The 20,375-nt window shown below is 55.8% G+C and carries 12 protein-coding genes; 4 read left to right on the top strand and 8 right to left on the bottom strand.

All coding sequences use genetic code 11. From position 1 onward, the window contains the following. Positions 1–18 precede the first annotated feature (18 nt). The gene (locus SV7mr_RS17540; RefSeq protein ID WP_419187539.1) at positions 19–3,543 is read right to left on the bottom strand and encodes a DUF1553 domain-containing protein; all 3,525 of its coding nucleotides are present in this window, start codon (positions 3,541–3,543) and stop codon (positions 19–21) included. A 461-nt stretch (positions 3,544–4,004) separates the two neighbouring features. Between SV7mr_RS17540 and SV7mr_RS17535 the strand changes: the two genes are divergently transcribed. Then, on the top strand, positions 4,005–6,986 hold the full coding sequence (locus SV7mr_RS17535) for a PVC-type heme-binding CxxCH protein (RefSeq protein ID WP_419187538.1): 2,982 nt from the start codon (positions 4,005–4,007) through the stop codon (positions 6,984–6,986). Between the two features lie 51 nt (positions 6,987–7,037). Here the strand turns inward: SV7mr_RS17535 and SV7mr_RS17530 are convergent, their stop codons facing one another. Then, positions 7,038–7,712: a DNA-3-methyladenine glycosylase gene (locus tag SV7mr_RS17530; RefSeq protein ID WP_419187537.1), complete on the bottom strand. Its 675-nt coding sequence runs from the start codon at positions 7,710–7,712 to the stop codon at positions 7,038–7,040. Between the two features lie 46 nt (positions 7,713–7,758). On the opposite strand from SV7mr_RS17530, the gene SV7mr_RS17525 reads away from it, so the two are divergent. Continuing rightward, on the top strand, positions 7,759–9,108 hold the full coding sequence (locus tag SV7mr_RS17525; RefSeq protein WP_419187536.1) for an amidohydrolase family protein: 1,350 nt from the start codon (positions 7,759–7,761) through the stop codon (positions 9,106–9,108). 88 nt (positions 9,109–9,196) lie between these two features. After that, entirely contained in the window at positions 9,197–10,519 is a 1,323-nt protein-coding gene (locus SV7mr_RS17520; RefSeq protein WP_145275086.1) for a radical SAM protein, read from the top strand. A 13-nt stretch (positions 10,520–10,532) separates the two neighbouring features. Here the strand turns inward: SV7mr_RS17520 and SV7mr_RS17515 are convergent, their stop codons facing one another. From SV7mr_RS17515 to SV7mr_RS17500, 4 genes are all read right to left on the bottom strand, one after another. Next, positions 10,533–11,801, bottom strand: coding sequence for a RimK family alpha-L-glutamate ligase (locus tag SV7mr_RS17515; RefSeq protein WP_145275083.1), 1,269 nt, complete (start codon positions 11,799–11,801; stop codon positions 10,533–10,535). A gap of 101 nt (positions 11,802–11,902) precedes the next feature. Continuing rightward, complete coding sequence (locus SV7mr_RS17510; RefSeq protein ID WP_145275080.1) at positions 11,903–12,367, bottom strand: ATP-dependent zinc protease family protein; 465 nt, start codon at positions 12,365–12,367, stop codon at positions 11,903–11,905. Between the two features lie 139 nt (positions 12,368–12,506). Continuing rightward, positions 12,507–13,406, bottom strand: coding sequence for a glycosyltransferase family 2 protein (locus tag SV7mr_RS17505; RefSeq protein ID WP_145275075.1), 900 nt, complete (start codon positions 13,404–13,406; stop codon positions 12,507–12,509). 228 nt (positions 13,407–13,634) lie between these two features. Then, positions 13,635–14,951: a citrate synthase gene (locus tag SV7mr_RS17500; RefSeq protein WP_145275072.1), complete on the bottom strand. Its 1,317-nt coding sequence runs from the start codon at positions 14,949–14,951 to the stop codon at positions 13,635–13,637. A 1,448-nt stretch (positions 14,952–16,399) separates the two neighbouring features. Here SV7mr_RS17500 and SV7mr_RS17495 point away from each other — a divergent pair. Further along, positions 16,400–17,827 (top strand): Na+/H+ antiporter NhaA, encoded by a 1,428-nt coding sequence (locus SV7mr_RS17495; protein ID WP_145275069.1) that lies wholly within the window; start codon positions 16,400–16,402, stop codon positions 17,825–17,827. Between the two features lie 88 nt (positions 17,828–17,915). On the opposite strand, the gene trpC is transcribed toward SV7mr_RS17495, so the two are convergent. Beyond that, positions 17,916–18,701, bottom strand: a complete 786-nt coding sequence (gene trpC / locus SV7mr_RS17490) for an indole-3-glycerol phosphate synthase TrpC (RefSeq protein ID WP_145275065.1) — start codon at positions 18,699–18,701, stop codon at positions 17,916–17,918. Between the two features lie 25 nt (positions 18,702–18,726). Further along, positions 18,727–20,295, bottom strand: a complete 1,569-nt coding sequence (gene purH, locus SV7mr_RS17485; RefSeq protein ID WP_145275062.1) for a bifunctional phosphoribosylaminoimidazolecarboxamide formyltransferase/IMP cyclohydrolase — start codon at positions 20,293–20,295, stop codon at positions 18,727–18,729. Between the last annotated feature and the right edge of the window lie 80 nt (positions 20,296–20,375).

Here is a 20,375-nt window from a genome sequence, read left to right as displayed (position 1 = left end):
CGCTAACGGCCGGTGGCATTAGCGTTTCATAAACAGTTCGTCGAGGTTCAGAATCACGTTGGCAGCCACCGTCCAGGCAGCATGCTCGACGACGTCGGCTTCGGCGGGCAATGCTCCAAGTGGAGCAGTGGCCAGTTTCACTGCCTCGTCCGATTTGTCTTCGAAATGCACTTTGACTTGTTCAACCAAACGCAAGATTGAAGCGATTTCAGCGTCGCTCGCTGGACGAATCAGTGCTCGCTGAAAGGCGAAGCGTATCCGTGCTTCATCAGAGCTGTCTTGTTCAAGGATCAGGCGTGCAAAGGCCTGGGCGGCTTCCACATAGACGGGGTCATTGAGAGTCACCAAGGCTTGCAACGGTGTATTGGTGCGGATCCGACGAACCGTACAAACTTCCCGGTTTGGTGCGTCAAACTGAGCCATGGAAGGATACGGACTACTGCGACGCCAGGTCGTATAAAGTCCTCTTCGGTATTTGTCTTCGCCCCCACTGGTTTTCCAGTCGGTCCCGGAACCAAAGGCGGCTTTCAGGCCAAGGTTTGGTTGTGGTGGTTTGACGGGAGGACCAAATTGTTTCTCGCTAAGCAAGCCAGCAACCATCAAGGCTTGGTCACGAACCATTTCCGCCGAGACACGGAATCGCGGCCCCCGTGTCAGCAATCGGTTGCCAGGATCAGCAGCATACGCATCGGCGTTCGTCACGCTGCTTTGGCGATACGTTGCCGACAGGACCATTTGTTTGATCAAACGTTTTAAGTCCCAGCCGTTGGCTTGCAAGTCCACCGCTAGATAGTCAAGCAGGCCTGGGTGCGATGGTGGTTCTCCTTGAGATCCAAACTCTTCGCTGGTTTCGACAATCCCAATCCCGAACAACTGTTCCCAGTGACGATTGACAATCACTCGGGCCGTCAGCGGGTTTTCGGGGTCGACTAACCAGTTGGCTAAATCGAGTCGCGTTGGCAAGGCATCCGCGTTGGCTTGCTTGATTTTGTGAAACGCAACTGGCGTGCCTTCGTGCACTTCGTCGCCGGTGGACTGATAGTTGCCACGCAGTTGAATCTTCGTCTCGCGACGTCGATTTTCAGCCAGTTGACGCATCACGGGAACGGTGGTGATGGCACGCAGCCCGGCCAGTTGTTTTTCCGCATTCTGCAAAGAGGTTCGAACCGGATCCAGTTCAGTGGCAATGGACAAGTAATAGTCGACCAGTCGCTGTTGCTGTGCATCGGTCAGTGACTCGTTTTCAGTTAGCAGCACGCGGCGGACGTCAGAGGGGACTTTGGCCCACCGGGACAAGTCATCGTTTTCCGTTTCCAAGAATCGAAAATGATCCAGGAGGTGAGACTTGTGTTTCGATTGCTGTTTGAGCGTGATGAGCAGTTCCCCTGGCTCTGCAGGCAACGGGGAAGACAACACCAGGGTCAGCTCATGTTGTTTTCCGACTTGGTCAGCAATCGCCCAACCCTTGTTGGGATCGAGCTTCTTCGTCAACACGGATGCGGCATCGAATCCAGATTGTTCGAAGTCAGCGCTGGCGACGCTGATACCGACAGCGCGTTGTCCGGACAGGCTGAATTCCGTACTGGGCTGAGGCACCGTGCCAGGCGACTGAGTCCAGATTTCGTTGCGTTCGCCATCGAGCAAGCTCACTTGATAGCCTTTGATTCGGTCGGCAATCGCAGCGCCACCATCGGTGCGATTCCAAAGAGCAATGCGATCAATGGGCAGCGGTTTGCCCAGGTCGATCTCCACCCAAGGGCTGTCTTGCGATTCGGTGTGTTGGACCGATTGGGCGTTGTAGTCGCCATTTGTGTTTCCATCGTTCACACGCGAGGCTGCGGCGCCTTGATACTGTGAACTTTGGCTGGCCTTGCCTTTCACGGCCACATTGTTGTCCCCTTGGAAGACCTGGATTTCAGCCAGATGAACAAAGCGGTTCTTTCCGGGCACGGTGACGCGGACGAATTGTGCAGTTACCGGTGAGGCTTGGAGGGGCTTCCAATTGGCCGTCACTTGTGACAGGACAAAGTTGCGAGCCTGCTCGGTTCCGGTTTGCAGCTGGAGGCCGGTGATCGGGTGGTCCTTGGTCGTTGACAAAGTGATCTCGTAGGTGTCGTTCTCCAGCGTGTCGTCCTTGGCGGGCTTGATCCAGCCCTCTTCGTCGTGTTGGAGCTCGCGGCCGCTACTCACGTCGGCATATTGGGCGGGGCGCCACTGCGGCGCTGTCTGCATTTGTTTCACCCAGGCCTGACGCTGCTTGTCGATTGCTGGTGTGGTGGTCTTTAGCGTCTGCTGAAGCGTTGCGATTTCATCCGTCAAGGCTTGCTTGCGTTGCTTTTGCTCTTGGGACCAGACTTCAATCACCGGGCTTTCATTGCGACGATCCGCGTCTTCGCTCTGATTGAAAAACGCGAAAAAGCGAAAGTATTCCTCTTGAGTGATGGGGTCGTACTTGTGCGTGTGGCACTGAGCACATGCCATCGTGGTGCCCATCCAGACGGCCATGGTGGTGTTCACGCGATCGACCACCGCAACATTGCGAAACTCTTCGTCGTTTGTTCCGCCTTCATTGTTGGTCAATGTATTGCGGTGAAAGGCCGTCGCGATCAGTTGCTCCTCCGTCGGGTTGTCCAGTAAGTCGCCAGCGATCTGTTCGATGGTGAATTGATCAAAGGGCTTGTTCGCGTTCAGTGAGCGGATCACATAATCGCGGTAACCCCAAATCGTGCGCGCTGGATCATCAGCGTAGCCGGCTGAGTCAGCGTAGCGAGCCAAGTCCAACCAGACCCGTGCCCAACGCTCGCCGAAGGCAGGGCTGGCTAACAGTTGGTCGACGTAACGTTCGTAGGCGTCTTCGTGGGTGTCTTCGGCAAAGGCCTTGGCTTGTTCCCAGGTTGGCGGCAGGCCCGTAACGTCCAATGCGACTCGCCGAGCGAGGGCGAGTTTGTTGGCCATCGGTGATGGCGACAGGCCAGCGGCTTCCATTTTGGCCAACGTAAAATGATCGATTGCATTGATCGCCCAATCCTTCTGTTTGACCTCAGGCAACTTCGGCTGGGTTGGCTTTTGATACGACCAATGCACATCGTACTTGGCGCCTTGGTTGATCCAGCGGGTCAGCAGGTCAATCTCTGCCTGGGTCAATGGATCTGCTTTGCCAGTCGGTGGCATCCGCGCGTCAGGGTCGTCGGTGCAGATGCGGAGAATGATTTCGCTGTCCTCGGCATTGCCGGGAACGATGGCCGCGTAACCGCCCATGTCTTCACAGGCACCTTCGAACGTGTCTAAACGCAACCCGGCTGCACGCTCGTTCTCATCGGGGCCATGGCAGATGACACACTTGCCGAACAGGATCGGTCGAATGTGTCGGTTGAAATGAATGGCGCTGGCATCGAGATCACTAGCCTCTGGATCACTGGCGACATCATCTGCGAGTGCGGTGACGTGACCCAGTGCGGCAGTGGATACACAAACCGACAGTGCCAAGAGGAGGTTCTTCATGGACAGGCCGTCACTCAGAGGGCGATCATTATTTGCAAACATGAGATTCCGATCAAAATCGCGTCCAGCGGACGGATTCTGCAACAGCGTCAAATGGAAGGAGGGAAGGGCAGGGGGGAATTGAATTCCCGGCTGGGAGAGTAGGCATTCCAGAAGCTAAATCATGGCTCGAACGCAAATCCGTCCGAATCTGGATCCGCCGGTGGCCTCGATTGGTTCGCCAAGCTCTGATCGCATTTTAGCCCGTTTAATCAAGGCGTCCGCAGGGGCTTGGGGAATCTTGGCGATTATGCCACAAAAACTCCGTTGAATGCGTGAATATCGCGCCGCACAACCCAACGCAAGACAGCTTTGGATTCCCCGCTTCGGGAGGCCGACAATCGTGTAAACTGTAGCGTTCGATGAACGGCTCTTGTGTGATGTCGCCACCATTTCGGGGCAACGTTCCGAGTCGACTATTTCCCGCCTGCTTTCAACCGATCTTCCGCCATCGGCCTCTCACCATGAACCATCGCTCGCTCAGTGTGTTTGATGCTTTCCTAAGCTTGCTGTGCCTGTTTGCTGCCCGCGTGATGCCGGTGGCATTGATGGCGATTTTGCTGTTGACCAATCTTGGTTGTTCAGACGCAGAAGGGGATGACTTTCCCGAGGTGACGAACAATGAAACGGCCAACGATGATCAGCCGATGCCTGCTGCGGAAGCTGCCGCGTCGATGCAGTTGCCCGCTGGCTTTGAAGCCCAAGTCTTTGCCAGCGAACCCGATGTAAGGAACCCCATCGCGATGGCGTGGGACGACCAGCAACGAATGTGGGTTGCCGAGAACTACACGTATTCAGACCGAAAGCAGCATTTTGACCTTAGCTTGCGTGACCGCGTGATCGTCCTGAAGGACACCAACGGAGACGGCAAAGCCGATCAGCGGCAAGTCTTTACCGATCAAGTGCAAATGCTGACCAGCGTAGAAGTTGGACGTGGTGGAGTGTGGTTGATGTGCCCGCCGCAATTGTTGTTCATTCCGGATGCCGATGGCGATGCCAAACCCGATGGCCCGGCACAAGTTGTTCTGGATGGCTTTACGGTGTCGAGCAGCAACTATCACAACTTTGCTAACGGTCTGCGTTGGGGGCCCGATGGCTGGCTGTATGGTCGCTGCGGTCATTCTTGTCCCGGTCGGATCGGCGCACCGGGAACCCTCGATGAACAGCGAGTGCCCATTGATGGTGGGATCTGGCGTTATCATCCCCAGCACAAAACCGTCGAAGTGTTGACTCACGGCACTGTGAATCCTTGGGGGCACGACTGGGATAAGAACGGTGAACTGTTCTTTATTAACACCGTGATCGGTCACTTGTGGCACTGTATCCCCGGTGCTCACTTTATCGAGTCCTTTGGAGAGAGTCGCAATCCATTTGTCTTTGAACGCTTGGACATGATTGCCGACCACTATCACTATGATCGCAATGGATCGTGGCAGCAAAGTCGCGATGGAGCGGCGAACGATTTAGGCGGCGGGCACGCCCATATCGGGATGATGATTTACCAATCGGATCGTTGGCCAGCAAACTATCACGACAAACTGTTTACCTTGAATCAGCATGGCAAACGAGCAAATGTGGAATCACTGCGGCGACAGGGAAGCGGCTACGTCGGTTCGCACGAGCCAGATTTTATGCTCGCCAAGGATGCGTTTTTTCGAGGGCTTGAAATTCAAACCGGACCGGACGGTGATGCTTACGTTTTAGATTGGAGCGACACAGGCGAATGCCATGACCATACCGGCGTTCATCGGACCAGCGGAAGAATCTATAAACTTCATTACCAGCGAACACCAGGTGACAAACGTGCGGTTGCCCAGGCACAACGCTTCGCCAAGCCCATGTGCTTAGCCGGTTCGGGAAAACTACCTGACTTGTGGCTTGATTATCAAGCAGGCAAAGTGACTACCGAGCGACTCCATGCGTTACTGGATGATCCCAACGAAAACGTTCGCGTGTGGGCGATTCGTCTGCTGACCGATCGTTGGCCCTTGGATACCTTGATGGGGCCAATGAAAAACGTGAAGTATCCCGATGACCAGGCCACCTATCAGCAGTTGCTGCGCGTTGCCAAACACGATTCCTCTGGATTGGTTAAGCTGGCCTTGGCATCCACGTTGCAGCGTCTGCCACTTGAGAAACGAAGTGCGTTGGCAACGTTAATGGTCAGTGACGCAAGCCTGGCAGAGGATCGTGATCTTCCAGCGATGGTTTGGTTTGGCTTGATGCCTCTGGTCGACGGCGACCTGGAAGGACTGGCCAGCGTTGCCGCTGACTGCACCTGGCCCAACACATTGACTTGGATCACACGAGGGCTTGTTTCTAAATGTAACTCGGATCCAGAAGCGCTGGCGGGATTGCTAAAGCGTGCTGAGACGATGCCGGCTGCCTTGCAGCTAGCGGTCTTAATGGGCATGGATCAGCAAACCAAGGGCTGGCTGCGGGCACAGCAACCGGAACATTGGACTGAATTTAAAATGCTTGATTCGGTGGCCAAGCAGCAGGCCATCGTGGCACGGTTATCGCAGCTATTCGGTGATGGCTTGTCCATCGATCAGTTGCGCCAGCTGGTGCTCAACAAAAAACAGCCTCTGCAAACCAGGATGGAAGCTCTGCAATCATTGATCAACGCTCGTCCGAAGACCTTGCGTTCGATTTGTGAGTCCTTGATCACCGAACGCGAGATCAATGCTGTGGCAGCTCGCGGGCTGGCGCTTAGCAACGATCCACGCGCCGCCGAACGCTTGGCAAATGCTTATCGCCGCTTTCATCCGAATGATCGCGAGGGATTGATCGAGATCTTGGCTTCGCGGCCTGTCTTTGCGCATGCCTTGCTTGATCAATTGGACGCTGCCAAGGACCCGATTCCCAGTGCGGCAGTCAATGCCTTTCACGCGCGTCAGATTCTGGCGTTTGATGATCCAGAGTTGAGTGCCAAGCTGACTGCGAAATGGGGATCGCTACGAGAAACCAGCGAAGAGAAGCAGGAGCTCATCGATCAGTGGAAAGAAAAGTTGACAGCGGAAGTCCTGGCCGGTGCTGACCTCGCGAAGGGACGGCAGCTATTTACAAAAACGTGTTCACAGTGTCATCGGTTGTTTGGTCAAGGGGAACAGATCGGTCCGGATCTCACTGGATCGCAGCGTCAGAGCCTCGATTATCTGCTGATCAATTTGCTCGATCCCAGTGCCGTGGTCGGCAAAGATCATCGCATGACCGTTGTGGTCACCGAGGACGGTCGCGTGCTCAATGGTCTGTTGGTTTTAAAGAACGACCAAACGCTGGTGTTGCAAACGCCGACACGAAGAGAAACGCTGCCCACGCAGTCGATAGAAACGATGAAACAAACCATGCTCTCGCCGATGCCCGAGGGGATGCTCAACAGTCTAAGTGACGCGCAAGTGCGGGACCTGATCGCGTATCTGCAAAGCCCGGTCCAAGTGCGTTAGACCGTCTTGTTTGCGGTACCTTGCTTTGCGTGGCTGTTGGTCAACGGATGTCTATCGGCGTTTGCTAAACGGTCGGCTGAGATACTTTGAGTGCTGGTCGACGAATCGCAGCAGTCTTGATTTGGATTTGGAAACACCAATGCGGACCGTGCGTTTGACGGTTGGAGGTTTGGTTTGCTGGTTCGAAAAGATTCCCAAATCCGGGTCCGTCACCAAGCAGCGTCCATCATCGTCTCGCGTGATCGCCAATGCTTGTGCCAGCATGGCCGGTCCACGCGTCAGCTTAAGCGGATCTTGTTGGCCGCGACGGGTTTGCATCCAGCTCAGGCCCCACAATGGCTCAATGGCGCGAATCAACACTGCCGCACCAACGCCGTTTGCTTCGGTGACGGCGTTAAGGCAATGCTTGGCGTGAATGGGATACACGTAGAACGTGCCCGCCGCCTGAAACATCGATCGATTGCTGGGTGTTAGCCCGCGAGAGGAGTGGCTAGCTAAATCCCGCTCGGCAAGATAGGCTTCTGTTTCCACAATCCGGCCGCCCAACCATGGTGAGTTGTCTGGATCAATAGCAGCGGCGTTCGTTACAGCGGCGTTCGTTACAGCATGGAGGCGATGCAGAAGGAGCATGCCAATCAGTTCGCGGGCGACGGTGGCCGTCGGGCGATCATAGAATGATTGTTGCAAGCGTTGTCCGATCGGCGGTTCTGAGGGCGACGATTGCACAGCGAAAACTCGATTCAAGTCAGTGAAGGAAACGTGTGAGCGTCACATGCACAGCCAGTCCCAAAATAGCCAGGCCCAGAATAGCCAGACACTGCCTAGCGATCGCGCTGGCACCACTGCCGCGCCGGCAGTCTATCGCGCTGCCTGGATTTTGCCCATCAGCCAGCCCGTGATTCAGGACGGCTTCTTGCGCGTGGTGGACGGAGTGGTGATCGAGGTGGGGCGTTTCGATCGTGGCGACCAGGCGGCTGCGAACTGCATCGATCTTGGCAAGGTGGCGGTGCTGCCCAAAATGGTCAACGCACACACGCACCTGGAGTTCAGTGATTGCCCGGTGCCGATCGGTGAACCTGGGGTGCCGTTGTCAGCTTGGATTGGTCAAGTCATTGCGGCCCGAGGCGTAGGGACTGGTGAGCAACGCAACGCGGCGATCGAGCTTGGGTTGCAGGAATGCATTCAAGCAGGGACCGCCATGATCGGTGACATCGCGACTTCACCATCGGCTTATCCGTTGATGGATCCGAGCAATCCTGTTCCTGCGGTGGTCAGTTTTGCCGAGGTCCTGGGGCTCAATCCACCGCGTTCTGAGGAACGGTTTGACGCCGCACTCGAGCAGTTCAAAACGCTCCAGCCTGCAGGTTGCCCGGCGCCGGCAATCAGTCCACACGCGCCTTACTCAACACCGTGGCCTTTGATCAAACGCTGTGTGCAGCAAGCCAAGCAGTGGGCATGTGCATTGGCGATGCACGTTTGTGAATCTCCTGATGAGCGTGAGCTTCTGGAAACGGGGACGGGTCCGTTTGCAGAGACACTGCAAGCGGCTGGTCTTTGGATGCCGGGGCTTTTCCCTTGGTCTGGCAGCCAGGTGGTTGTTGACTTAATCAAGTTACTCGCTCAGGCGCCCCGAGCGTTGCTTGTTCATGGGAATGATTTGCAGCCGGACGAGATTGACGCCATTAGCGGGCATGGCAACTTGAGCGTCGTGTATTGTCCGCGGACACATCACTTTTTCCAGCATCGAAAACATCCCGTTGCGCAGTTGTTGGGATCCGGAGTGAACGTTGCTTTGGGGACCGATTCACGAGCCAGCAATCCGGATCTCAGTCTTTGGAAAGAGGTGCAGTTCCTGTTCAAGCATCGCCAGGATCTGTCTCCGCTAGCTGTTTTGGAAATGGCGACGCTCAATGGTGCTCTGGCGCTCGGCGGCGGGCAGCAAGCCGTCAGCGAAGTCGGACTGGGAGGACATTTGTCGGGGGGGGCGGGGCAGATCATGGAGCGGCGATCTCGGTTGGCCGAGCTCGCGATGGTCCCGACTTCTGCGGTCAATTTGGATCAGCTGTGGAGTGACTTTGCCGAATTCCCGCTTCAAGATTTGGCTTCTGTTGGGTGTAATTGATGGCCGGCTTGGTATGATGGAGGTATCCAAGTGCGGCCTCACCGTGCCCCACCGATTCTCTCCGTCCTTCAGCGGATCGCGTTCCACTATGTATTTGCGTCTCGCCAAACGATTCCTTTTTGAAACTGATAAACGTTTGCTGGCCAAGGCGGCCTGGATTCTGGGCGTCAAAGGGCTGCTTAGCGTGCATCGGCACAAGCGGCGACTGAAACGGGGTGAGTTCTTTCCACCGTTCCTGTACTTGTCGGTGATCAACAGTTGCAACCTGCGTTGCCAGGGGTGCTGGGTTGACGTGGCGGCCAAGCAAGAGAAGATCGAAGTCGACGCGGTCAACGAAACCATTCGCCAAGCCAAAGCCAAAGGGAATAGCTTCTTTGGAATCCTGGGCGGTGAGCCGTTCATGCACAAAGACTTACTGGAGATCTTTCGTCAGAACCGCGACGTGTATTTTCAAGTTTTCACCAACGGGCACTTCATTACCGATGAAGTGGCCGCTGAACTGAAACGCTGCGGCAACGTCACACCGCTGATCAGTGTCGAAGGGACCGAGATCATTAGCGATCAACGCCGTGGTCGCGACGGGGTGCTGAATCAAACGATGAAGGGGCTTGAGACCGCGCTCAAACACAATCTGTTGGTGGGTGTTTGCACCAGCGTTTGTAAAACGAACCTTGATGACTTGGTGCGAGACGCTTGGGTGGATCGCTTGATTGAAATGGGTGTGATGTATTGCTGGTACCACATTTATCGTCCCGTGGGTCCCGAACCCAACCCACAACTGGCGCTCAATAGCGAAGAGCAACGTCGCGTTCGTCAGTTCGTCGTCGACACGCGTGCCACCAAGCCAATCATTGTTGTCGATGCCTATCATGATGATGCTGGCAACGCACTTTGTCCGGCCGCAACTGGGTTCACGCACCATGTGGGTCCCAAGGGTGATTTGGAACCTTGCCCGGTCATTCAACTGGCCGCAGAATCAATCTATGACGACAAGCCGCTTGCTGACACCTTTAACGACTCGGAGTTTCTGCGTGACTTCCGTGAACTGACGGCACAGAATACACGTGGCTGCGTGATCATGGAACGACCGGATCTGCTGGTTGACTTGGCAGAGAAACACAACGCCCGTGACACCACGATTCGCGGTGGCGTGATCGAAGAGCTCAAGAATGTCTCGCCGCGTCGCAGTCAGTATCAGCCCGGTGATGAAATCCCCGAGCGAAGTTTCGTGTATCGCTGGGCCAAGAAGTATGCCTTCAACGATTTTGGTACTTATACCAAGCACTTTGACACCGCCAACTATCAAGATCCCGACGCCGAAAGCTCTGGGGGCGGATGTTGCGGTGGCGGTTGCAGCAGCGAAGCCGATGGTCAGGACGTCGGCGAGGTGAAACTGCCAGTGATCAAGTGATTACTGAGCAGGGTCAAACTTCTTCCTCGGAATGCTGTCGACGCGATTCTTCTTGGTCAACTTGAGTGACTTCGTGGTCGACGTGGACCTCATCAGCAACCGGCAGTTCTGGTAGAACGGCCACTTTAGGGCGACGTTTCCGGCGCGTTTTTGCAGGGATGAGGTCGCGCATCAACTCCAGTTTGCCAAAGCATAGCAGTCGATCGCCGGATTGGAGTTGGCGGTCCTGTCGTGGATTCGGGATGACCTTCGAATCTCGATAAAGGGTCAGTACATTGATATCTCGATCGCGTAGGCTAGAGCGACCGAGTTCTTGGCCGATGTAGTTGGATCCCTCCGGAATAAGGATCTCCGCGACGCCATAACCGCGACTCACGGTCAGCCGTTGACGCAAGTCAATTTCAGGGAAGTCAACCTGAGCAGCCATGTAGTCCATGATTGCTCCAGCAATGTCAAGTTGCGTGCAGCGTTCAATGCCTTCAAGGCCAGGCGACGAGTTGACTTCCATGATCTGTGGACCATCTTTGCCTTCCAGCATGTCCACGCCAGCGACTCGCAGTCCCATGATTTGTGCAGCGCGAATGGCGGTTTCGCTGTACGCGGAATCCAAGCGGACCGAGTCAGTGATTCCACCGCGATGCACATTGCTCCGAAACTCCTGTCCTTGGGCAACACGCCGCATTGCTCCAACGACTTGGTCGCCAACGACGAACGCGCGAATGTCACGTCCTTTGCTTTCGGCAACAAATTTTTGGATCAGCACACTTTGTTTCTGACTTTGAAACAATTCGATCATCGAATGCGCTGCAGAATTGGATTCCGCCAGCAGGACACCGATACCCTGAGTTCCTTCAATCAGCTTGATGATGACCGGAGCGCCACCGACGCGTTCAATTGCGGGAATAACATCTTTGCGATCGCGGACAAAGGTGGTCTGTGGAATACCAATTTGATGTCGGCTCAGGATCTGCAGGCTGCGGAGCTTGTCCCTAGAGTTCGAAATTCCACTCGATGAGTTTGCGCAGAACACGTCCATCTGTTCAAACTGACGGACGACAGCCGTGCCGAAATAAGTGATGGACGCTCCGATCCTTGGCAGCACTGCGTCATAGTGCGAGAGTTGCTTGCGGCGGAAGAACAGGTCCGGTTCACCCTCCTCCAAGTCGATGGCAAATTTGAGAGTGTTGAGCACCTTGACTTTGTGCCCACGCTGTTCAGCGGCTTCTCGCAGACGACGCGTGCTATAGCATTGCGGGCTACAGGACAATATGCCGAGTTTCATCTTGCATCCTGAAAGGCAGAGGCAACGTTTTGCCGAATGAAAGCTGTTTGTGGAGGGACGGGGAGCTGTTCGTAATTTCCCGCGTGACGCGGAGGTGCATCCTAGGGCTGGTTGGATCTGCGTCGTTTGGGGCGAGCACTGTGGTAAGAGCCGCCAGCATCCACCAAAAATCGCCCCCGAATGGCTTGTCGTCCCAGCAGCATTCGAAAGCCCATTTCATCGCGGTTTGCGAGTGTCAATTCAATTGGCCAGCGTTGCTCAAGCAGCACGACTTCCGTCATGATTACTGGCCGTAATGAGGATTCGCCACTGGAGCTGCGAACCGAGCGGAACTCGATCACCGGAGCCTCTGCATGGGCTACCTTGGTGCGATTTCGTTGCACAGGATGTGTGGCAAAGCGAACCCAACATTGGCCATCACGCTCGAATTCCTCAATGTCAACCGCATGTAAACTGGAAGAGGCGGCACCCGTATCGACCTTTACTTTCACGAAGCGAAGTCCCAGGTCGGGTAGCCGTACCCACTCACGCCAACCGATGGTCGGTAGTTGGTTGGGAAGGTTCATCTGGCCCTCGTTCTGTGCCCTGGGAAGGTGTGATCATCTGTTTGCCAGCTGCATTGCTGGAAAATAATCGCAATTCGATTGTACTGGCCACTGGGTCTGCAAGAAACCGGGCCTAACAGCCAGCGGCTAATGGGGCACTCTAGGCGGCGCGGCGGAATCCGGCTTGCACGCCCTGCTCTTGCGAAAGATCAAACCCTTGCACATCGATGGCACGACGCATCATCGGCAAGGACTGCTGATAACGGGACATGCCAACGGTTTCTGCGATCGCTCCCGAGCCGCCAAAGAGCGATGCGGCCAAGCCGGTGAAGCCACCCACGGAAAACGATTCATTGAGAACCAAGGCCTGAATGGCAGCCAAGTCGCGTCCGCGCTGGAGACGGCTGTCGCTCTCGAAGCGGTGCTCGGTTGACGCTTGAGGATGTTGCTCAAGGGTGCATCCCTGAGCTTGGTCGAGCAGGGCGCCGGTGCGATGCAATAAGCATCCAAAGGCATAGCTCACCAGCAACGGATCGTACAACGCCGGGGCGACCACTTCGAACAATTGATACAGCAACGTGGTTCGCATCGTGAAGCCGTCCAGGTAGAAACCGGCGACCTGCAGAGCAGCGCCACGCTGGCCCGGTTGGCACAGGCGACGCGGTGTATCAGCCCAGCCTGCGGTGGTTAAGGTTCCGTCGGCGGCGATCAGGTCAGGGATCCAAGCTGCTGTTTGGGGATCGGCAAAGACGTCGTTCGACGCGTCCAGCCAGCCCTCGGTGGCGATCATTCCCGGGGCAATCACGTGGACCAGTGGAGCATCGACGGCCGCTAAGCCGTCGCGAATCAGGTCGACCAGATTCGCTGACCTCGCCGTCGCGAATTTGACTTCGCCTGCCAGTTCAAACGGATCATCGTAGCTGCCGTTATGAACGACAACGATTTGCTGGCCTGGTTGGCGATGCTGTAGGACGCTCGCCAGTGTTTCTTCGAAAAGAGAGTCTTCTCGAATCACTGGGACCAGGACTGAAACGTCTGACAGAAATGAACTTTGCGGCACTGAATCTTTCCACGGCGAAAGAGGTAACATTCCCCTGCAACCGAGAATCGGAATCTGCCGCTGAAGAATTCAGTGCATCAAGCAACAGTGTGAAGAGTTTTTGGTGGTTCGGCACATTTGGGCGGTGAACCTGTCTCCTAACCGATACAGGTTCTAATCTGACGAGCTGCCGGCCCAGCTTCATCAGCGATCAAAACCCCATGAGCAGGCTATTTGTAGGGAAAACCCCTATCGCTCTTCGATTGGCGGGACCTTGCGTTCGGTGCTGCCGGTATAGATTTGGCGAGGACGATAGATTCGTTTGCCAGGGGTGTTGTGCAGTTCTTTCCAGTGAGCGATCCAGCCGGGCAAGCGGCCGATGGCGAACAGGACGGTGAACATTTGCACCGGAATGCCCATGGCTCGGTAGATCACGCCGGAATAGAAATCAACGTTTGGATACAGCTTGCGTTCGACGAAGTATTCGTCCTTCAACGCGTACTCTTGCAACTCTTGAGCGACTTCGAACAGCGGATCATTGATTTCCAGTTTGGCAAGCAACTTATCACAGCAAGCACGAATGATGGTCGCTCGCGGGTCGAAGCTCTTGTAGACGCGGTGTCCAAAGCCCATTAAGCGGAAGCTGTTGTTTTTGTCCTTGGCCATGTCGACGTACTTCTTCACGTTGCCACCGTCAGCAGCGATTTGATCAAGCATGTTGACGCAGGCTTCATTGGCACCACCATGAAGCGGTCCCCACAGAGCACAGATCCCAGCGGAGATCGAAGCAAACAGGTTCGCGTTGCTGCTGCCAACCATTCGAACCGTTGATGTACTGCAGTTTTGTTCGTGATCGGCATGCACGATCAACAGCAAGTTTAGCGCCTCGGCGAAATCGGGATCCACCAAGTGCTCGTGCGCCGGGGTGGCGAACATCATGTGCAAGAAGTTCTCGCAGTAATCCAGCGAGTTGTTCGGGTACACAAACGGCTGGCCGATGGATTTTTTGTGGCTGTACGCCGCAATGGTGGGCAGTTTGGCCAGCAGGCGATAGATCGAGATTTCAACCTGATCGGGATCATCAACTTGCATTGAGTCCTGGTAGAACGTCGACAGGGCTCCGACCACGCTGCTAAGAATCGCCATCGGGTGAGCATCACGCGGAAAGCCGTTGTAGAACGACCGCATGTCCTCATGGATCATCGTGTGATGACGGATGCCGCTGCGAAAGTTGGCCGCTTGTTCAGCGTTAGGCAGTTCGCCATGAATCAACAGGTAGGCAACTTCAATGAAGTCACAGTTGGCAGCTAAGTCTTCGATGGGATAACCACGATACCGCAACACTCCCTTTTCGCCATCCAAAAAGGTGATCGCGCTTCGCGTGCTGCCGGTGTTGACGAAGCCTTCGTCCAAAGTCACCAGCCCAGAGTCGCGGCGTAGCGTGGAGATGTCGATGCCTTGTTCGCCCTCCGATCCTCGGACGACAGGCATCTCAAGATCCTGTCCTTCACTGGTCAAGCGAACAGTTCCAGAGTTTTCGGTTTCAAGGTTCAAACTGGAGGTCATCGAGTAATCCGTGTTCCAAGAGAGCGGCCAAGCGGAGCAAAATCCGCAGTTACATTCGCTGTGTATGTCTCGCGGCAAACGAGGGGCGCGACGCCCGCACGGCGGAACTCCCAAGCGGGGGCACCAACGTGTGATTGGGCGCAGCATGCTATCGCTGCATTATTAAGGAAATCCGTCCGTTCGCACACCTGCTAAGGGCACGTTCTGTGTGCCAGAAAGGGCAAATCCCCGGCTGTGAGAAGGAATTGCCGATTGGCGTCACTACGCCGTTGGCAGGTTCGCCATTGACGCAAGTCGTTCTTTCCTAGCAAGAGTTTAACGCCCTGAAGCAGCAACGACAATTACGGGGCAAAGCTTGGTCGGCATTTCTTTGCAGCTTCACAATTTGACGCCCTTGCAGATTCAACATGACGCGTCGCATCCAACGCGTCACACAACTTTGTCGCACCCCATCAGTTCCGCTCGGTCCCGCCATCGGCGAGTTCTCCGCAATCAGACGAATCCATTCATTCTGCGCACAACGCCATCGATGGGTAGACCGGTTGCTTGCCCCCCAAGGAACGCCATCCGCCCAGTCAGTCAGCGCGCCAGCCAAGGAGTCGCCTCGGAGAGTACCGACAGTCAGCGGCAAGTCCCCGTGAACACCGTGACGCATCACAGCTACCGCTGACGGTGGTTGCCTCGCTTTGCTGCGGGCCCGTTTGACAAATCGGTTTTCAGATCGAACTGCGGTCAAAACTGCAAACCAGTGACGCAAGTCCCGTCGCGCCACTGAGGGCCAACACGGAGAGCCCCAACACGGAGAGCCCCAACACGGAGAGCCCCAACACGGAGAGCCCCAACACGGAGGCGATCAGCTGGCAGCCAGATGCGCTGACTAGGTGCTGGGGAATAGGTGCTTTGTTTTCGTCGCACGCTTTGTTTCCGATCAATGTCCGAAGGTTTGTGAGGGAGACGCCTCAGCCCTGCTCTCAACTTGGCCTTTTTCGGAAAGCGTGGCCAAAGCTTCTACGATTCTCGTGGGCAATGTCTCTGGTCACCCCGATGACTTGGTACGTTACCAGCAGATCGCGAGCTGAGTTTCAGTGACTTGTCAAGCGTTTCGTTGACATGCAGGTTGGCCGCGGACGAGGGACTCCATGAATTCCCCTGTCGCAACCGCACTGGATCTGCAGTGAGCCACTTACTGCGCACCTACATTAAACCTGACCTGATTGGCAGACCATCAACCATCCAGCGCTGCGGCGCAGTTCGATTGACGGATGGATGAAGTTTGGCAGCAACGTTTTGATTGATGCTAGGTACCCTGCTCACAGAATGACATAATCGCTAGAATCTGCGCCGACTGAACTTGCGCGGGTTCTGGCTTGGCTTGACTGCAGGTCTCCCAATCACAGTCAGTCCCGTTATCCATCCCCTTTCCCTTCCGCTGCACCATCGAATCCTTCATGTCTGGGCACGACGATACAAAAGCTAAGGGCGGCATCATCCGCTTCCTGATTGACAACTCCATCCTGTTGATTCTGGGTGCGGTGATTGCTTTGGTCTGGGCCAACGCAGCGGCCAAAAATGGCAGCACCAGCTACCAGGAATTCATTCACTTTGATGTGCGTACGCTGTGGGGCGGTGGTGACGACCATCATGCCGAAACGCCGCCTGTGATCTCCGATCAGCATGATTCGAATTCGAACGCTGACGATCACTCCACTGACAGTGACAAGGCATCAGACGCGGAAGGCACAGCGGTGGGCTCCGATTCGGATGACAAGCACGCGGATCAGGATGACCACAAAGATGGTGTCAGCCACAGTGACGATGAGCACAGTGACGATGAGCACAGTGGACACAATTGGTACAACTTGTTGTTCATTGTCAACGATGTTTTGATGGCGCTGTTCTTTGCGATTGCTGCTAAAGAAGTCTGGGAATCGATGCTTCCCGGTGGCTCGTTGTCGAACCCTCGAAAAGCAGCGACACCCTTGATGGCGACTGTGGGCGGAATCGCTGGACCGGCATTGGTCTATGTTGGTGGTTGCTACTTCACGGGCTCGATGAGCGATTTGGGGCGTGGCTGGGCAGTGCCTTGTGCGACCGACATCGCCTTTAGTTACTTGGTGGCGCGGATGATTTTTGGTGGCTCGCATCCTGCGATCGCGTTTTTGCTGTTGCTAGCGATCGCTGATGACGCCGCGGGTTTGGCAATCTTGGCGGTGTTCTATCCACAGGCTCCGATCGAGTTGCAGTGGCTGGGGCTTTCAGTCGCTGCGATGGCGTTGGCCTTTGTCATGAAGAAAATGAAGATCACATCGCACTGGGCCTACTTCTTGGTGCCCGGCGTGATGTCCTGGTTCTCCTTTTACAACGCTCACGTGCACGCCGCCTTGGGGCTGGTGCCAATCATTCCCTTCCTGCCTCATGCTCACACTGATTTAGGTGTCTTTGCATCCGGTGAAGCAAGACGCACCGACACGCTGAATGAATTTGAGCATTTCTGGAAAACGCCGGTCGAGTGCATCCTGGGGCTGTTTGGTTTGGTCAACGCGGGCGTGATCCTAAGCAGTCTTGGCAATGGAACCTGGCTGGTGTTGGCTGGCCTGTTGATCGGTAAGCCGCTGGGGATCACCTTGATGACCTTGCTGGCTGAGAAGGGGTTCAAGTTGGAAAAGCCTGCGGGCATGGACTACCGTCACGTGGTCACCCTTGGCGCTGTGGCCGGGATCGGATTCACGGTGGCTCTGTTCGTGTCCAGTGCTGCCTTCCCGGTGGCGGGGCCGATTCAGGATTCGGTCAAGATGGGGGCGCTGCTGAGCTTCGGTGCCGCACCGCTGTCGATCATCATCGCCAAGGTTTTGCGGATCAAGCCAGAGAAGGATTGATGCCTGCTTCGTGCTTGCAACGGCAACAATGCCCAGCCGCGAGTTGATTGGTGCGTGCAAGCACGGCACCCGACGAAGTTGATCGGTGCTAAGCGGAAACGCCTCGGAGACGCTTTAAGGCTTCCGTGACATCGTCTTGACGCATCAGCGATTCGCCGACCAAGACGGCTTTCACGCCACCGGTCGCCAATTCTTGAAGGTCTTGGTGCGTGCGGATCCCGCTTTCGCCGACGATCAACCGATCGTCAGGGATCTGTGGACAGAGGTCCAGAGTGTGTTGCAACGTGGTTTGAAAGGTGCGCAAGTCGCGGTTGTTGATGCCAACTAACTTGGTTCCTGTTGCCAGCACGGCGTCCAAGTTGCTGGGTTCGAAGAGTTCAATCAGCGTTTGCATGCCCAGCTCTGCAGCTTGCTGATGCAGCGTTAGCAGTTCTTCGGGCGACAAGCATTCTGCGATCAGCAACACGCAATCGGCTCCACTTTCACGAGCCTGTAGTAATTGATAGCGATCGACAATGAAGTCTTTCCGCAGCAGCGGGATCGAGACGGCTTTGCGGATCTGTTGCAAGAAGCTCAGCGATCCCTGAAAGAAGGGCTCATCGGTCAGCACGCTGATGCAGGACGCACCGCCATCAACGTAACACTTCGCGATCTGAACCGGTTCAAAATCATCGCGGATCAGGCCGGCCGATGGGCTGGCGCGTTTGACTTCCGCGATCACGTTGACTGCCGAGCCCGCATCAAGAGCAGCGTGGAAATCCAAGCATGCTGGCAGATCTTTGACACGAGCTTCAAGATCGGCGGCGCTTGCCGAAGCTTGGTCCCGAGCAATCGTCTGCCGGGTCTTGATCAGGATCTCATCGAGAATGGTCATGCGGAAATGGGTTCTAGAGCGTCGATCAGTGTTTGAAGTGACGGCGTCCGGTGAAGACCATCGCCACGCCAAGCTTGTCGCAGGCTTCGATGACTTCTTCGTCGCGTCGGGAACCACCGGGTTGAATCACAGCGACAACACCGGCTTCTGCGGCGGCTTCGATAGAATCTGGGAACGGGAAGAATGCGTCGGATGCCAGGATCGCTCCGTTGGTTCGGTCGCCGGCTTTATCGATCGCGATTTCAACGCTGTCCACGCGACTCATTTGGCCTGCACCCACGCCGATCAGTGAGGCGTTGCTGGCCAGGACGATGGCGTTACTCTTGACGTGGCGAACCATGTCCCAGCCGAACTGAACGTCGTCCCATAAGTCGTCTTCCACTTTCGTTTCGGTGACCGTTTTCCATTCGGCTCGTGAGCGAGCGGTCTGGTCGCCGTCTTGGACCAGCATCCCGCCGCTGATGAAGCGCTTTTGAATGCCCGTTGTGGTGTCTTCCAAAAGGCCAACCTGCATCAGGCGAACGTTGTTTCGCCAGCGCGGTCGGGTGGTCAGCATGCCAACGGCACCGGCTTCGAAGTCCGGGGCAACGATGGCTTCAATGAATAAACCGGGTTCACAGAGCTTTTCGGCGGTTGCCAAGTCAACGGTCTTGTTGAATCCCAGGACCGAGCCAAAGGCACTCAGCGGGTCTCCGTCGAGCGCTTTTTGGCAGGCTTCGGCAAGCACATCATCGGTGGCCGCGCCGCAAGGGTTGTTGTGCTTGATGACCGAGACAGCTGGTTTGGTGAACGACCGCACAATTTCCAGGGCAGAGTCCAAGTCCAGCAAGTTGTTGTAGGAGAGCTCTTTGCCGCTCAGCTGACGAGCGGAAACCAAGTTGGCATTGCGAATCGAAGGGTCGACGTACAAGGCAGCTCGTTGATGAGGGTTTTCGCCGTAGCGAAGTTTCGACTTGCGACGCAGCGCGATGTGCATCGACGAGGGAAACTCGCCGGCGATCGAGTCGCCACGCATGTAATCGGTAATCGCACGATCGTAGGCCGCAGTGTGATCAAACGCATCGGCGGCCAATTGCCGGCGCAGTGCGTCAGTGGTGCCACCGGATTCGAGCTGCTCTAGGATTTCGCCGTACTGCTCGGGGCTGGTGGCCACGGCAACATCGCCATGGTTTTTGGCAGCCGCACGAACCAAGCTGGGGCCGCCAATGTCAATCTGTTCGACGCATTCCTGGAACGTCGCACCGGGGCGAGCGACCGTGGCGGCAAAGGGGTACAAATTGACCACGACCAAGTCAAAGGGGACGATGTCGTGCTCGGTGATCGCATCCATGTGTTCGTCGCTGTCACGACGGGCCAAGATGCCACCGAACACTTTGGGGTGCAGAGTTTTGACGCGGCCGTCAAGCATTTCGGGAAAGCCCGTGTATTCAGCGACATCCAGGACTTCGACACCGACCTGTTCCAGGTGCTTGCGAGTCCCGCCAGTGCTGTAAATCTTGACTCCTGCCCGCTGAAGGCCAACCGCCAAATCGGCCAAACCAAGTTTGTCACTGACGCTGATCAACGCGTTTTTTACAGGAATTACGTTCGACACGTGCAAAGCCCAAAGGAAAGTGATTTAAATTCGCTGAAGTCTACGGCGTTAAAATTTGGCCCATGCCCGGCGGCAATCAA

Origin of the sequence: Stieleria bergensis, assembly GCA_007745635.1 — a bacterium.
Classification (GTDB): domain Bacteria; phylum Planctomycetota; class Planctomycetia; order Pirellulales; family Pirellulaceae; genus Stieleria; species Stieleria bergensis.
The sequence above is the reverse complement of the archived record's forward strand: the minus strand, read 5'-3'. Positions and strand labels throughout refer to the sequence as shown.